Here is a 15,525-nt window from a genome sequence, read left to right as displayed (position 1 = left end):
GCTCGACCCGCGGCATTTGGCATGATGTGGGGCAGGTCGGTCACGCAGGAGCAACGGGGGCGGACGCTGTGCCAGCCGGAGGGTTTCTCCGGGCCCCCGGCAGACACCTCAGGGGGTTCGGGTCCGTGAATCGCATCGGAGTGACCGGTCATCGCACCATCCCGGAAGAGGCCCACGCCCATGTGCTGGCGGGTCTGCGGGCGGCGCTCGGCGGCCTCGAGGGCTCCCTGGAGGCGCTCTCCAGCCTGGCAGTGGGGGCCGACCAGCTCTTCGCCGACCTCGCCCTGGCCCGCGGCGCGGACCTCACCGTGGTCATCCCGAGCGGCGACTACGAGTCCTGTTTCGCCGACGCGGCCGAACTCGCCCGCTACCGGGCCCTCAAGGACCGGGCGGTCCGGGAGGTCCGCCTCGGCTACCCGCACTCCACCGACGAGGCGTACTACGCGGCGGGCGCCTACATCGCCGACCACTGCGACCGCCTCCTCGCGGTCTGGGACGGGCGGCCCGCCCGCGGCCTCGGCGGCACGGGCGACATCGTGACCTACGCCCGGAGCCTGGGCCGCCCGGTCACGATCATCTGGCGCGACGGCGTCGAACGCGACTGACGCCGACCCGGCGGACCCCCCGGCTGGCCGTCACATCTGGTGGCGGGCCAGCCAGTCGGTGTGCTGCGGGGAGACGATCCGCTCGGTCTCGAAGACCGCCCCCGGCCACTGACGCTCGGTCAACGTGGTCTCCATCGCCACCTGCATGGCCTCCAGGTCCTCCTCCACCAGGGAGTGCGCCGAGATCAGCGGGTGGTGGCGGCGCATCTCGCTCCAGGCGAGGCAGGCGGCCGCCGCGGCGGAGAGCGCCCCCGTCAGGGCGAAGGACTGGGCCACGGAGAACGTCCTCAGCACCGCGAACACCAGCGCGAGCGCGGTCAGCGCGCCGATCGTGGTCGACCAGACCAGAGTGGCCCGCCGGGAGACCTCCTGCCGCCTGCGGTACCAGTTCCGCTGCTCGATCAGCCGGTCCCGGACGTATGTCTCCTTGCGTACGGTGAACGCCTTCTCCCGCAGCTCGCGCATCGAGTCGGTGATCAGCCCGCCCGAATCGGCAGTCAGATCGCGCGGATCGGCCCACCCCACCTTGCGGAGCTCCTGGAGCCCCTCCTCCAGCCGGTTGGCGAACACCGCCTCCGGGTGATGCGTACCGGTGTCGAACGGTGAGCCGTGCACCGAGTAGCGCCAGCACATCGACTTGATGAACTCCGCCGCCGAGCGGTTGAGTTGCCAATGCGACTTTGCTTTGCGCCGGGCCGAGAGGTATGTCGTGATCAGGACACCCAGGTAGGCCAACACGCTCACGGATTCGGTGAGTTGGAACGTCCCGGCCACCTCGGCGTGCCAGGGGAGGGCGGCCGGAACAGCCCCCGTGACCAGTAGGATGAGCTGGAAGCGGGTGGTGTTCACCGCCTCGCGCTGCCGCGCGACGGCGATCTCGTCCGTGTGGTGGAAGAGCGCCGGCAGATCGGCGTTCCTGAAGACCATGCTCTGGAGCGGCCCGGGAAGCGCCGTCATGTTCACTCCCGTCTGTGGGTGTCGGCATGCGCGATCGGTGAACCGGATGGCGGCAAGAGCGTAGAGGTGACTTGTCGTGTGCGGCAATGGTCCGCAGGTCCTGACAGCGCTTTCAGTCCTGAAATACCCTCGTGTGATCCGGGTCACTGTGGCAGTGTGGCTCAACTAGCCTCGTTCTGGCGATGATTGCCGCTCTTCGGTCTCATCGCGATCGGCGTATTGGGGGGACGGCGAATGGCTGAGGATGCTGGCAGGGATGAGATTCCGGTATCCGGTGCGCAGGTGAGGGTGCGCCGGAGCGTATTGCTGTTCACCGTTCCACTCGCGCTTCTCGCGGTGTTGACCGCAGTGCTGGTCTGGGAGTCGATCCGGAGCAATGTGACGCCCGGGGCCCAGTCGCAGTGGCCTTGGCGGCTGCACCTGATGGACACGGAGGTGCTGGGCAGTCTTCTGGCGCTCTCGCTGGGTGTGGTGTTGGCGCGGGCGCAGTATGCCCGGACGGTCAGGCCTCACCTGGGGTGGCGGGGCATCTGGGTGAAGGGGGCGCTGGTCGGCGGGGCGCCCGCCTGGCGCGTCGGGATACTCAACGGCGGTCAGTACACGGCCGTGATCGACTCGTGGAACATCAGGGTGGTCCTGAAGGGCGAGGAGGACGCGCCCGACGGGCCCTGGAAGAGCGTCTCCGGCGCGGCGGCGGAGCTGGCCACCGCAGGTTTCGTCGCGGGTGTGGACTTCAGGCTCATCGAGTTCGGTGCGGGGTTCCCGCTGATGGGCGGTGTGGGCGGGCACGAGACGGTGCTGGTCGGAGCCTTCTCCGAAGGCTTCGCGCGACAGGTCGAGTCGCTCTACGTGCGGGCCAGGGTGACGGATGTCGCAGGTGACACCCATGAGCGGATCACGGACTGCATGAAGGGGATGTGGACTGACAGGGCCGTTGCGGCCGAATGACGCTGTCCGGCCCGTCCGGGTTCCGTCCTTCCGGGCAGCTGGGTGATCGCTTCGGCCAACTGCGGTAACAGGGCTGTAATCCACTCGTGTGAAGGGCAGTTGGTCGAAGTGACCCGGCTGGTCAGGGGTAGTACAGTCGTGCTGCCGGGAGCTGTCTTGATGCAGAAACTGGCTGCTTTTCCCTGACCCGGAACACTCTCTTCAAGGACTGCCATGAAGACTTCCGAAACCTCTGTCCCCTTCGCTGCTGCGAAGAAGGGTGCGGTGCCGCTCTCTCGAATCGACCTCGGTTCCGCGGAAGCCGCCAGGAAAATCGACCGGGTGTTCGTCACCTCGGCCGGTCGCCACTCCCAGGCGTCGACCTTCAGCTCCGCGCTCTGAATCGCGGTGCATGCTGGCTAGACTGAGGGAATGACAGGACCCCTGGTCCCCTTCCGTGAAATCGTGCTCAAAGTGCACAGCAGGTGCGACCTTGCCTGCGACCATTGCTATGTCTATGAACATGCGGATCAGAGTTGGCGCACCCGCCCGAAGACTATCTCTGACGACGTCATCTTCCGGACTGCTCAGCGTTTGGCCGAGCATGCCAAGGCACATGCACTGCCCTCCGTGTCAGTGATCCTGCACGGAGGGGAGCCTCTACTGGCGGGGCCCGCCCGACTGCGGCGAGTCTGCGAAGCGCTGACGGCGGCCCTGGACGGCGTGGCGGAGCTCGACCTCCGCATCCATACCAACGGGCTCCAGCTCAGCCCCCGGTATCTCGACCTCTTCGACGAATTCGGTGTCAGGGTCGGCATCTCCCTCGACGGCGACAAGACCGCCAACGACCGCCACCGCCGCTACGCCGACGGGCGCAGCAGCCATCCGCTGGTCCTCAGGGCCGTGGAGCTGCTCCGGCAGGAGCGGTACCGCCACCTCTACCTCGGGCTCCTGTGCACCGTCGATGTCGAGAACGACCCCCACGCGGTCCTCGACGCCCTCACCGAACTTGAACCGCCGCTCATCGACTTCCTGCTCCCGCACGCCACCTGGGACGACCCGCCGCCGCGCCCGGACGGGGCGCCCACCGCCTACGCCGACTGGCTCCTCGCGGTCTTCGACCGCTGGCAGGAGCAGGGCCGTCCGGTTCCGGTGCGGATGTTCTCCTCGTTGTTCTCCACGCTGAGCGGCGGCCCCAGCCTCACCGAGTCCCTGGGGCTCGCCCCGACCGATCTCGTCGTCGTCGAGACCGACGGCCAGCTGGAGCAGGTCGACTCGCTCAAGAGCGCCTACGAGGGTGCCGCGGCCACCGGTTTCGACGTCTTCACCCACGCCCTCGACGAGGTGGCCTCCCACCCCGGGGTGCGGGCCCGGCAGCTCGGCCTCGCAGGCGTAGGCGAGACCTGCCGGCAGTGCCCCGTCGTACGGTCCTGCGGCGGCGGTCTCTACACCCACCGGTACCGCTCCGCCGCCCCGGGCGACGGCTTCGGCAACCCGTCCGTGTACTGCGCCGACCTGGCCGCCCTGGTGCGTGGCGTCGAGGCCCGTGCGGCGGCCTCCCTGGTCGCCCCCGAGGTGACCGGGCGGGAGGAGCTGCCCGGCTCGCAGCGGGACCTCACCCGCATGCTGCTGGCCCGGCTCAACGCCGACCTGGAGGGGCGTGGCGGGGAGTCCTGGGCACGGGCCTGGGAGCTGGCCGCGGCGATCGAGGCGTTCGACGAGGGGGCCCGCGGTCTGGACGAGGTGCTGGCCCACCCGTACACCCGTACCTGGCTGCTCGGCGCGCTGGAGGTGCTCCACGCGGGGGAGGGGGACGTGACGGCCGCGCGGCGGCTTCCGGCGTACCTCGCGGTCGCCGCCGTCCGGGCCGGCCTCGACCTCCCCGTGGACGTCGATCACGCGGACGGGCGGCTGGTCCTGCCCGGGCTCGGCGCGTTGCGGATCGGGGGCGCGGGGGAGCACGGCACGGCGCGGGTGCGCGCCGTCGAGGACGGTTTCCTGGTCCGGTGGGACGGCGACGGTGGTGTTCAGGCCGAGCGGCGGATCATCCGGCCGCGGACGGCCGCGCCCGGATGGCGGCCGGTACGCCGGTTCGCGATGCCGGGCGGGGGGCTCGGTCCGGTGTTCGAGCTGGCGCTCGACGACCTCGATCCGTACCGCGACTGCTTCGCCGCGCCGGCCGCCGCGGCGCTCGACGACCGGGCCGCCGCGGACCTGGTGTTCCGGCTCGGCGAGGCATGGGTGCTGATCGAGGCGAAGGCGCCCGCGCGGGCCGCTGAAATGATCCGGAGCCTCACCACCCTCACGCCGCTCACCGGTCTCGCCGCGTCCGAACCGGCCGTGGGGCGGCACGGATACGGGGCCCTGGGAATTGCCGCGGACGGAAGCGCGGAGGACCTGGCGTTCGCGCTGCTGAGAGGTTTCCGGCGGGCCGAATTGCGGGCGCTTGCCGATGTCACGGATCTTTACGCGGCGGACGGCTCCTGGGAACATCGGATTCCTTGGCAGGAAGAACCAGTTCCGTTTTCCCGGTTGCTGGCCGATACCTATGAGCGGATGGCGTTGGGCGTATTCGATCCGCGCTGTCTCGAGGGCGTGTCACAGGCTCTCGACACACTGGAAGGCGCCGCCGAGCTCACCGTCAGCGGAAAGCGGCTACTGGATCTGATGCGAAAAGAAGTCTGAGGCTCGAATTCCGGTTCGAACGGGGGAGTGGGGGTGTACGGGACAACTGGGAAGAACGGCCGCAGACCGAATTCGATCAAGGAATATGCCAGCTCAGCCCGGGAACGTATGACTGAAAACCGGCGTTGAATGACCGAACGCCATGGGGGTGGAGCAAGGTCCGCTCCGGAATGATGAATTCGCTCGCATTCACTTCACTCCTCGGGTGCGGGTGCTCACACAGGACGGGGGTCGTGTGCACGCGATGACGCAGCAGCGAGCGGCGGACCATCGACCGTATTTCTTCTTGAGCTACGCCCATACGCCGGGATACGGCGGTGGCACGGACCCCGACATGTGGGTCGAACGCCTCTTCAAGGATCTCTGTGACCATGTGCTGGCCATGACGGATCTGCCCGCGGGCGCGCCCGCGGGCTTCATCGACCGCGAGATACGCTCCGGCGAGGGCTGGTCGGAACGGCTCGGTGAGGTGCTTGCCACCTGCCGGGTGTTCGTTCCGCTGTTCTCGCCGCGCTACTTCGCCAGCGAGATGTGCGGCAAGGAGTGGTACGCCTTCGCGCAGCGCGCCATCCACTACCGGGCCCGTTCCAATCAGCCGGCCGAGGCGATCGTCCCGGCGCTCTGGGTGCCCGTCCCACCGAGCCAGCTCCCGGGCCCGGCCGAGCGACTTCAGTTCAACCACCGTGATTTCGGGGACCGTTACGTCAGTGACGGGCTCTACGGCCTCATCAAGCTCAGGCTCTTCGCGGAGGAGTACGAGCGCGCGGTCTACGAGCTCGCCAAGCGCATCGTCAACGTGGCCGACACGATCAGGATCGGCACCGGACGCCCCGTCGACTACCGGCTCGCCCCCAGCGCCTTCGGTCCGCGCAACAGTGCGGCCGGCGGCCCCCGCCCCATGCAGGTCACCGTCGCCGCACCCACCCGGCACGACCTGCCCCCGGGCCGCAGCGCCCAGTACTACGGCGACAATCCGCAGGACTGGAACCCCTACCACCCCACCGCCGCCCGCCCGCTCGCCTACGTCGCGGAGGACCTGGTGCGCTCCCTCAACTACCAGGCGACCATCTCGTCCTTCGACGAGGAAGCGGGGCAGGGTGAGGGCAAGCAGCCGCCGAGCAGGCCGGAGATCCTGCTCGTCGACCGCTGGGCCCTGCAGGACGAGGACCGCCGCAGGCGGCTCGCCGCCTTCGACGCCGAGGACCGCCCCTGGGTGACGATGGTTGTGCCATGGAGCCGAGAGGACCCCGAAAGCATGGCGGCCGAAGCCGAACTGACCGCGAAACTCGAACAGACCATGCCGATCAAGATGAGTCAGGGACGGGCATTCTGCCGCGCCGCGGCCAAGGGTGTGCCCAGCATGGAGGCGTTCGGCCAGATCCTGCCCCAGGTCGTCGAGGTGGCGGCCCAGCAGTATCTGCGGCACGCGGCGGTCTACCCGCCCGCCACCGCCGGGGGCGGGCACACCGAACGACCCCGCCTGATGGGGCCGATGGCGCAGACGAACTACATCCCCGAGACACACGATCCTGCGACGGATGCGGAGGACACGGATGACGGCCGGTCGTGACGGGCGCATCGTCACTTTCTACTCGTACAAGGGCGGCACCGGGCGCACCATGGCCCTGGCCAACACCGCCTGGATACTCGCCGCCAACGGAAAACGGGTACTGGCCGTCGACTGGGACCTGGAGGCGCCGGGGCTCCACCGTTTCTTCCACCCCTTCCTCGACCCGTCGACCCTCGGTGCCACCACCGGTGTCATCGATCTGATCACCGAGTACGCCTGGGCCGCGACCAGCCCGGTCCAGCGCGCGGACGACTGGCACCGCGACTACGCGCGCATCCAGCCGCACGCCGTCTCGCTCACCCCCGAGGCGCTCGGCTGGGAGTTCCCGCAGGGCGGCACGCTCGACTTCGTCTCCGCCGGACGGCAGAACCGCGAGTACTCCGCGACCGTCTCCACCTTCGACTGGGACAACTTCTACGACCGGCTCGGCGGCGGCCACTTCTTCGACGCCCTGCGCGACGACATGAAGGCCAACTACGACTACGTCCTCATCGACAGCCGGACCGGCCTCAGCGACATCGCCGACATCTGCACCGTCCACCTCCCCGACATCCTCGTCGACTGCTTCACGCTGAGTGACCAGTCCATCGACGGCGCCGCCTCCGTGGCCCGGCAGATCGCCGAGCGCTACACCGGCCGCCCCATCTCGATCTACCCCGTCCCGATGCGCATCGACGAGGGCGAGAAGGAGAAGGCCGACGCCGGACGGGCGCTGGCCCGGCTGAAGTTCGACCGCCTGCCGCGGAACCTGTCCGGGGACGAACTGACCGCCTACTGGGGTGCGGTGGAGATTCCGTACCGCCCCTACTACGCCTACGAGGAGACCCTCGCGACCTTCGGCGACGAAGCGGGCCTCACCAACTCCCTGCTCTCCGCCTTCGAGCGGCTCACCTCCGTCATCACCAACCAGCAGGTCACCTCGATGCCGCCGGTCGGCGACGAGGTCCGGCTGCGCATCCGGGACGCCTTCACCCGGCGCCGTCCCGCCCTTCCCGCCGATCTCTTCCTCAGCTATGTGGCGGAGAACCGGATGTGGGCCGACTGGATCGAGTCCGTGCTCACCCGCGCTGGGTTCCGCGTCGTTCCGCGCGACGTGTCCGCCGAGCGGGGCGAGACGGAACCCGCCACGACCGGGGAGAACGCCGCCCGTACCGTCGTACTGCTCTCCAGCGCCTACCTCAAGTCCCAGCGCGCGGTGAGCGTCTGGGACCGGGCCGTCGCCGAGGACCCCGGGGGCGGCCGACGCCATCTGCTGCCGCTCAGGGTCGGTGACGTCCGGCTGTCCGCGCCCTACATCGACCGCAACCCCGTCGATCTCTTCCGGCTCGACGAGGTGCACGCCACCACGGCCCTGCTGCGCGCCCTGGACCGGCCGGTCCAGATCACCGACGCGGTGTCGCCCGGGCCCCGCTTCCCCGGCACCGTCCCCAGGATCTGGAACGCCCCGCCGCGCAACCCCGGGTTCACCGGCCGCTCCCTGGTCCTGGAGCGGATGCGCGACCAGCTCGGCGGCGGCATGGCCGTCGTGCTGCCGCAGCCGCAGACCCTGTACGGACTCGGCGGCGTCGGCAAGACCCAGGTCGCCCTGGAGTACGTGCACCGCTTCATGGCGGACTACGACCTGGTCTGGTGGATATCTTCCGAGCAGACCGACGACGTGGTGGCCTCGCTGGCCGAGCTCGCGGTCCGGCTGGGTGCCCAGGGCGGCGACGACATGGCGGCAGCCTCGCAGGAGGCCGTCGACCTGCTGCGGCGCGGGGTCCCCTCGGACCGCTGGCTGCTGGTCTTCGACAACGCCGACGATCCCGAACGGCTGCGGCGCTACTTCCCGCAGGGCGGGTCCGGACACATCCTGGTCACCTCGCGCAACCAGGCCTGGTCCCAGCACGGCGACGCGCTGCCCGTCGACGTCTTCCTCCGGGAGGAGTCCATCGAGCACCTCCAGCGCCGGGCCCCGGGGCTGAGCGAGGAGGACGCCGCCCAGGTGGCCACCGCCGTCGGTGACCTGCCGCTGGCCGTCGAGCAGGCGGCGGCCTGGATCGCGGAGACCGCCACGCCGATCGACGCCTATCTGGAGCAGCTGGCCCAGCAGGCTCCCGAGGTCCTGGCGCTCAATCAGCCGGCCGGTTACCCGCAGCCGGTCGCCGCGACCTGGAACATCTCCATCCAGCGGCTCAAGGAGCGCTCACCCGCCGCGGTGCGGCTGCTCCAGCTCTGCGCCTTCTTCGCCCCCGAGCCCATCTCCGGGAACCTGCTGTACAGCAAGGAGATGATCGAGGCGCTGAAGCCGTACGACGCCTCGCTCCAGGAGAAGCTGGTGCTGGGCCGGGTCATCCGGGAGATCGGCCGCTTCGCCCTCGCCAAGGTCGACCAGGTCTCCAACTCCATCCAGGTGCACCGGCTCGTCCAGGCGGTCATCCGGGCCCAGCTCAGCGAGCAGGAGCAGCGGGACGCCCGGCACGCCGTGCACCGCATCCTCGCGGGGGCCCGGCCCGACGACGACGAGCCGGTCGACAACCCTCTGACCTGGCCGCGGTTCGCCACCATCTGGCCGCACCTCGGCCCGTCCGACGCGCGCAACTGCAAGGAGCCGGAGGCGCGCAGGCTGCTGATCGACCGGATCCGCTATCTCTGGAAGCGCGGTGACTTCCGGACCGCCACCACGCTCGGTGACGAGCTGCGCGAGATCTGGCGGGAGACGCTGGGCGAGCGGGACATCCAGTACCTCTACCTCTGCTTCCACCTCTCCAACATCTACCGCTCGCGCGGCCGCTACGTGGAGGCCAGGGAGCTCGACGAGATGACCCTGACGACGCAGAAGGAAGTCCTGGGTCCCGAGCACCCGCACACGTACATGAGCACCAGCAGCCTGGCGACCGACCTCGGTGTGCTCGGCGAGTACACCAGGGCGATCGAGCTGGCCACCGAGGCGACCGAGGGGTTCAACCAGATCTTCCACGAGTCGCATCCGAGGACGCTGGCCGCGGCCAACAACCTGGCGTTCACCCTGCGCTCCATCGGCCAGTACGCCAAGGCCCGCGAGATCGACCAGGACGTCTTCGACAAGCGGGTCGAAGTCCTCGGCGCGGAACACCCCTACAGTCTCTCCTCGGCCATGAACCTGGCACGTGACCTGCGGGACGTCGGCCGGTACGAGGACTCGGTCAACATCCTCAGCCGTACGTACGACAGCTACAAGGCCACGCTCGGCCGGGCCTTCCCGGGCACTCTGAGCGCGGCCAAGAGCCTCGCGGTGTCGCTGCGCCGGGCGGGCAGGCTGGAGGACGCCCGCAGGCTCACGGTGGCCACCCGCGCCAGGTACCGGGCCAAGTACACCGTCGCCAACCCGGAGTCGCTGGCCTGCGATCTCAACCTGGCGGCCGACCTGTACGCGGCCGGTGAGACGGTCGAGGCCAGGGACACCGCGCAGGAGGTCGTCGACCAGTACGTGAAGGTGCCGGGGGAGAAGCACCCGTACACTCTCGCGGCCCTGAACAACCTCGGGGTCTACCAGTCGGGGGCCGGTGCCGCGGACGAGGCGGTGCAGGTGCTGACCAAGGTGGTCGCCTCGATGCGGGAGGTGTACGGGCCGGAGCACCCCAACACGCTGCTCTGCGTGATGAACCTGGCGAACGCGACGGCGGAGCGGGGCAATCTCGATCTGGTGCTGGAGACCGAGGAGAAGGTGGCCGGCCAGCTCAGGAGGGTCCTGGGAGCGCATCACCCGGAGACCCTGGCGATGACGTCGAACATGGCGGTCACGCTCGACGCGATGGGGCGCAAGGACGAGGCCATCCGGCTGAGGTCCGAGACGGTCGAGGAGCTGTCCCGTCAGCTCGGCGACGACCACCCGATGACCAAGATCGCCCGGGACGACGACCGGTTCGAGCGCGAGCTGGAGCCGATGCAGGTCTGAGGAACGGGGAGCGTCCGGCCGTGCGGCCGGGCGCTCCCCTTTTTTCTGCCCGCGGTTCAGCAGCTGGACGGCTCCAGCAGCCAGTTCAGGATCCTGGGCAGGGCGTGCAGCGCGTCGAAGTGCGCGGCGGTGGGCTCCACCACCACGGTGGAGTTCGGGATGCGTTCGGCCAGCCAGCGCGAGTGGCCCACCGGGGAGAACACGTCCTTCTCGCCGTGCCACAGCAGCACCGGACCCGGGATGTCCGCCGGGTCGAACCCCCAGGGGTTGCTGAACGCGAGCGCGTCGTCGATCCAGCCCCAGGCGGACGTGCGCAGCCCCTCTCTGTAGTTGCGCAGCAGCATGGTGCGTACCCCTGCGTCGTTGACCACCATCCGGTCGGATTCGGTCAGCTCCCCGCGCAGCTCGTCGATGAGCTGGACCGGGTTCTTCCTGATCACCGCGGACCGTGAGATGAACGATTCGGCGAGGCCGTCCGGATCGGCCGCCGCGGTGGAGTACGCCAGTACGTTGGAGGCGGCCATCCCCTCGAACCAGTCGAGCCCGTCGGCACTGCGGGGAGCCAGGCCGACCAGCGCGGCGGTCCGGGTCACCCGCTCGGGTATCAGCGCCGCGCAGGCCAGGGCGTGCGGCGCGCCGCCGGACCGGCCCACCACGGCGAACCGTTCCAGCCCGAGATGGTCCGCGATGGCCCGCACGTCCTGGACGGCGTCGGCGACACAGCGGCCCGGCAGCCGGTCGGAGTCGCCGTAGCCCGGCCGGTCGTAGGTGATCAGCTGGGTCTTGCGCTGGTAGAGGACCATGCCGCGCGGAGCCGGACCGAGCCGGCTGCCCGGCATTCCGTGCAACAGGAAGACCGGTCTGCCCCGGGGATCCCCGAGCCGTTCCACCACCAGATGCCGCCCGTCCGACGCGCGCACCCGACTACGCACTTGACGCCTCCTCCGCATGGTGCGGGCAACACGTGCCCGACATTTCCCGCCCGATTCGATGATGGCTCATCAGAGCCCTTACCGGAGGCGCGTGTTGGGAAACCAAGGACACGCACTGAGGTGAGGCGGTACAGGGTCGACGGGCGCGGCGAGCGGGCGGCGCACACCCGCTCGGGATTCTCGTGGAAGGCGGAGCCGATGCGTGGCCTGTCGGCGGGGAAGGCCCCGGCGGCCTTGTGGCTGCGGTGGCCGAAGCCGCAGCGGCGCGCACCGGTCTCCGCCCGGGTGCTGACGTCGAAACCGCCGCCCGCGTCCCAAGGATCTCCCGGTGGGCGGCAGTTCGACGACGGGGCCCGGACGCCTGGGACGGACCGGGCCCGAGGGTGGATCAGGGGGCCTTCGACTCCAGGTGGTAGGTGGTGTCGACCCAGAAGCCGTTGGTGGCCCTGGCCTTGATCTCCAGTACGTACTCGCCGGGCGTCAGCGGGGCGAAGCCGCCCCAGACGCCCCATGCGTAGCGCTGGATCAACCCTGTCCGGAAGGGTGCGGAGAACTCGTGCAGCGGCAGCGGGACGCTGTTGAGCGAGGCGGTGGCCTCCACCACCGACATGGACAGCGGCACCCTGGAGTACGACCGGGGGTGCTGCATGTTCAGTACGGGGAAGAAGGCCGGGCGGTCCGAGGGGATCGCGCACCGTCGGACCACCCGGCCGCCGTACGTGCCGGCCAGGAACCAGAGGTCGTCCGGCTGGTTCCAGGCGGCGTGCTCGCCCGTCGTGTCCTTGACCGGGCTGCGGTCGTCGGGCGCCGACAGGGCCCACTTCCACCAACGGCCCGCGAGCGCCCCGCCCTCCTCGCTGTTCGGCTTCCACGTGTTCCCGGCCCGGCTCGCACCGTTCATGACGCCCTCCCCTGCACAACCCCCTGACCAGGGGGATCGAATCGAACAAGCGGACAGTACCCGGGACGGTCCGGCCGGCCGGACATGGCCCGGCCGGTCGTAGGCACGGCGGCGGGCGGTCGTGGGTTCGATCACGGCGGGCGGTACGGCGAGCTCGCGCACGCGCCGCCGGAAGGGCAGCCGGCGGTCCGCGTCCGTGTCGTGAGTGCGTATGTGGTCATCGCGGGGCGGCGCGGCTCCCGTTCCCCCCGGGTCCTTTCGCCCGGTCGGTGCGGAAGGACCCGGTCAGTCGACCGTCGAGCCGAACGGCGGCCGTTCGCCGCTGAGTTCCTCCGGGGTGCGGCGGATGGCGGTCAGGAGGGTGATGACCGTGCCCACCACCGCCCACGCGGACAGCACCAGCAGCGGACCGGTGACCGCGTTGCCCCGGAAGTAGGCGATCGAGCGGGCGACCCAGGTGCCCGCCCCGGGCGGCAGCGCGGGACCGATCGCCCGCCAGAAGTCCGGGATCATCGGCAGCGGGTAGGCGCCACCGGCGCTCGGGTTGCCCGCGATCACCACGATCAGCACGGCCAGGCCGATGCCGACGATGCCGGTGAGGGCCTGGAGCGCGAGGGTGATCATGCCGACCGCGAAGACGGTCAGCGCGCCCAGGCCCGACAGTCCCCAGAAACTTCCGGGCAGGGCGCCGAGGACCGGCCCGATGATGATCGCGCCGCCGATTCCGCCCAGGATCGAGTACAGCGCCATGACGCCCGTACGGATCACCGCGCGCCGCCGGTTGGCGGGCTTGGCGCCCGCGCTGATCGCCAGGATCGAGGCGCAGAGATATCCGCCGACGCACCAGCCCACCACCAGGTAGAACGACGAGATCCCGCCGGCGTCCTGCGCGGAGGCCGGGGCCACGTCCACGGTCCGTACGGTGCGCTGCCGGCCGAGTTCGGCCCGGTCGAGGATCTTCGTCAGGGCGGTGGACAGCGAGGCACCGCCGCCGGAGGCGACCAGCAGGGTGTCGGTGGTGCCCCGGGGGTCGACGATCAGGGCGCCATCGATTCCGCGGTCGAGGATCTGCGCCCGCGCCCCGGCCGCGTCGGTGACCTCGCGGGGGTTCAGCGGGCCGCCGGGGAGCTCCTTCAGATCGGTGACGAGCCGGGCGGACATCTGCCGGGGGGCGACGACGCCGAAGGGCACGTCCGTCGGCTTCGGGCGGTGCAGGGCGCCGACGTAGGACGCGATGAACAGCAGCTGGAGTCCGAGCACACCGATGACGAGCAGTGCGGCCCGTGGAGTGACGGCGTTCTTCACCTCGGCAGCGAAAGTCATGCCCCCACGCTCGTGGGCGTCGGCCGTTCGTGCAGGTGGGGCGGGGCCGAACGGCTGAGTGCCCCGTCCGTCCGCGTACGGGAGCGGGAGCCGCACGCCCCGGTGACTGCGGATGAGAACCTTCGTCGATCATTGAATAATTGAGATGAGGATTGAGAAAGTTAATTCCAGGGCGTTGCCTGATCAAAAAAGTGAATGTACAAAAGGGTGGTGAGTGTGTTGTCGAGGAGCGAAGGAGTCGAGGGTGGACTGGCAGGAGCTGACGGACCTGACGCAGGGGCGGCCGTTCGTGGTCGAGCGGGTCCGTCTCGTCGGCAGTGATGTCGCGGTCGAGGGGCGGTTCGAGCCGCCGCAGCTGGCCCAGCTCGGCATCGACGACCAGGTGTTCGTCGCCGCGTTCGTCCGTGCGCACGGCTCGATCAAGGAGATGGAGCGGATCTTCGGAGTGAGCTATCCGACGGTCAAGTCCCGGCTGAACCGGATCGCCGGGCAGCTCGACTTCGTCGGCACCGACCCGGCGCCCGCCGGCGCCGCCGAGGTCGTCGACCGGCTGCGGCGCGGGGAGATCACCGCCCAGGAGGCGCTGGACGAGCTGGAGCGGTCCCGGTGATCCCGCAGCTGGTGACGGTGGGCCTTCGTCGTTCCGACGGCCGCCGTCGACGGCTGTACGTCCCCGTCCTGCCGGTGGCGCTGCTGCTGGCGCCGCTGCTGCTCCTCGCCGTGGCGGCCGCGCTGGTCGCCTGCCTCGTCCTCCGGGTGGGCCCGGTGGGGGTGCTGCGTGGTGCCGGGGGGCTGCTGTGGGCGCTGCCCGGCACCCGGTTCGAGATCGAGCAGGGCCGCACGGCCCTGCTGGTGAGCATCAGATGACCTGGAAGAACGACGAAGGAGCAGTCATGGACGAGCAACGCCGTCAGATCCTGCGGATGCTGGCCGAGGGCAAGGTCACCGCGGACGAGGCCGAGCGGCTGATCGACGCCGTCGAACGGGAACGGCACGGGGAGCGCCCGGCGGAGCCCCGCCCCGGGGGCCGACGCAAGTATCTGCGCGTGATGGTGGTGGACACGGCGGACGTCGACGGTGACGGGGCGAGCCGGGTCGACATCCGGGTGCCGCTCCAGCTGCTGCGCGCCGGAGTGCGGCTCACGAGTCTGCTCCCGCCGAAAGCGGTCACCCGGGTCAATGAGGAGCTGCGCAGGTCGGGCGTGCCGATCGACCTCGCCGAGCTCAGGCCGCAGCATCTCGAGGAGCTCGTCGACCAGCTCGACGAGGTCGGTGTGGACGTCGACGACCCCGAGGCGAAGGTGCGGGTGTTCTGCGAGTGACGCGCGTTCCGGCCGCCGGCTCGGAGGCCACTCGATTATCGTACGAATGTTCGAAACTTGGTTTATGGTGGAGGGCGAGGGGGTGAGTACGGATCGGTTCAGGAGGTGCGGATGCCAGGGTTCACGCATCTGCGTACCGCTTCCGGGTTCTCCCTGCGGTACGGGGCATCGCACCCGGAGCGGCTGGCGGAGCGCGCCGCGGAGCGGGGGATGGACGCCCTTGCGCTGACCGACCGGGACACGCTCGCGGGCGCGGTCCGTTTCGCCGGGGCCTGCGAGAGGGCCGGGGTGCGGCCGCTCTTCGGGGTGGAGCTCGCGGTGGGGGCTGTGACGGACCGCACCGGAGCGGACGGGCGCGACCGCGCCGGGGAACGCGCCGGAGAAGGC

The 15,525-nt window shown here is 70.0% G+C and carries 14 protein-coding genes; 10 read left to right on the top strand and 4 right to left on the bottom strand.

All coding sequences use genetic code 11. From position 1 onward, the window contains the following. The first annotated feature begins 125 nt into the window (after positions 1-125). Positions 126-605, top strand: a complete 480-nt coding sequence (locus ACFCV8_RS22910) for a hypothetical protein (protein WP_376687273.1) — start codon at positions 126-128, stop codon at positions 603-605. 30 nt (positions 606-635) lie between these two features. Here the strand turns inward: ACFCV8_RS22910 and ACFCV8_RS22905 are convergent, their stop codons facing one another. Continuing rightward, a complete protein-coding gene (locus ACFCV8_RS22905; protein WP_376687272.1) occupies positions 636-1,562 on the bottom strand; it encodes a DUF4231 domain-containing protein in 927 nt (308 codons plus the stop codon). A gap of 234 nt (positions 1,563-1,796) precedes the next feature. Here ACFCV8_RS22905 and ACFCV8_RS22900 point away from each other — a divergent pair, with 234 nt between their 5' ends. The 5 genes from ACFCV8_RS22900 (at position 1,797) to fxsT (ending at position 10,660) form a co-directional block, all read left to right on the top strand. Beyond that, positions 1,797-2,510, top strand: coding sequence for a hypothetical protein (locus ACFCV8_RS22900; RefSeq protein ID WP_376687271.1), 714 nt, complete (start codon positions 1,797-1,799; stop codon positions 2,508-2,510). A 213-nt stretch (positions 2,511-2,723) separates the two neighbouring features. Continuing rightward, positions 2,724-2,891, top strand: a complete 168-nt coding sequence (locus tag ACFCV8_RS22895) for a hypothetical protein (protein ID WP_376687270.1) — start codon at positions 2,724-2,726, stop codon at positions 2,889-2,891. A gap of 30 nt (positions 2,892-2,921) precedes the next feature. Further along, positions 2,922-5,174: a radical SAM/SPASM protein FxsB, inactivated metallohydrolase extension form gene (gene fxsB, locus ACFCV8_RS22890; protein WP_376687269.1), complete on the top strand. Its 2,253-nt coding sequence runs from the start codon at positions 2,922-2,924 to the stop codon at positions 5,172-5,174. Positions 5,175-5,418: 244 nt separating this feature from the next. Further along, the gene (fsxC, locus tag ACFCV8_RS22885; RefSeq protein WP_376687268.1) at positions 5,419-6,744 is read left to right on the top strand and encodes an FxsC protein; all 1,326 of its coding nucleotides are present in this window, start codon (positions 5,419-5,421) and stop codon (positions 6,742-6,744) included. After that, positions 6,728-10,660, top strand: a complete 3,933-nt coding sequence (gene fxsT, locus ACFCV8_RS22880) for an FxSxx-COOH system tetratricopeptide repeat protein (RefSeq protein WP_376687267.1) — start codon at positions 6,728-6,730, stop codon at positions 10,658-10,660. Before fsxC ends, fxsT begins: the two co-directional genes overlap by 17 nt. A gap of 56 nt (positions 10,661-10,716) precedes the next feature. On the opposite strand, the gene ACFCV8_RS22875 is transcribed toward fxsT, so the two are convergent. The 3 genes from ACFCV8_RS22875 to ACFCV8_RS22865 all read right to left on the bottom strand — a co-directional run bounded on the left by ACFCV8_RS22875 (position 10,717) and on the right by ACFCV8_RS22865 (position 13,816). Beyond that, positions 10,717-11,592 carry an alpha/beta fold hydrolase gene (locus ACFCV8_RS22875; protein WP_376687266.1) on the bottom strand — a complete coding sequence of 292 codons (876 nt, stop codon included), beginning with the start codon at positions 11,590-11,592 and terminating at the stop codon, positions 10,717-10,719. A gap of 388 nt (positions 11,593-11,980) precedes the next feature. Continuing rightward, positions 11,981-12,493, bottom strand: coding sequence for a hypothetical protein (locus ACFCV8_RS22870; RefSeq protein ID WP_376687265.1), 513 nt, complete (start codon positions 12,491-12,493; stop codon positions 11,981-11,983). Positions 12,494-12,778: 285 nt separating this feature from the next. Continuing rightward, complete coding sequence (locus ACFCV8_RS22865; protein WP_376687264.1) at positions 12,779-13,816, bottom strand: DUF3533 domain-containing protein; 1,038 nt, start codon at positions 13,814-13,816, stop codon at positions 12,779-12,781. 244 nt (positions 13,817-14,060) lie between these two features. Between ACFCV8_RS22865 and ACFCV8_RS22860 the strand changes: the two genes are divergently transcribed. The 4 genes from ACFCV8_RS22860 to ACFCV8_RS22845 all read left to right on the top strand — a co-directional run. Beyond that, the gene (locus ACFCV8_RS22860; protein ID WP_376687263.1) at positions 14,061-14,426 is read left to right on the top strand and encodes a DUF2089 domain-containing protein; all 366 of its coding nucleotides are present in this window, start codon (positions 14,061-14,063) and stop codon (positions 14,424-14,426) included. Further along, entirely contained in the window at positions 14,423-14,683 is a 261-nt protein-coding gene (locus ACFCV8_RS22855; protein WP_376687262.1) for a hypothetical protein, read from the top strand. The genes ACFCV8_RS22860 and ACFCV8_RS22855 overlap by 4 nt, the downstream gene beginning before the upstream one ends. 26 nt (positions 14,684-14,709) lie before the next feature. Further along, positions 14,710-15,138, top strand: a complete 429-nt coding sequence (locus tag ACFCV8_RS22850; RefSeq protein WP_376687261.1) for a hypothetical protein — start codon at positions 14,710-14,712, stop codon at positions 15,136-15,138. 111 nt (positions 15,139-15,249) lie between these two features. Continuing rightward, positions 15,250-15,525 (top strand): PHP domain-containing protein (locus tag ACFCV8_RS22845; RefSeq protein WP_376687260.1); only part of this gene is annotated, 276 nt, incomplete at its 3' end.

The sequence above is a fragment of the Streptomyces sp. NPDC056347 genome, assembly GCF_042262625.1.
Taxonomy (GTDB): Bacteria; Actinomycetota; Actinomycetes; order Streptomycetales; family Streptomycetaceae; genus Streptomyces.
Note: the sequence above shows the minus strand (reverse complement) of the source record. Positions and strands in the feature narration are given on the sequence as shown.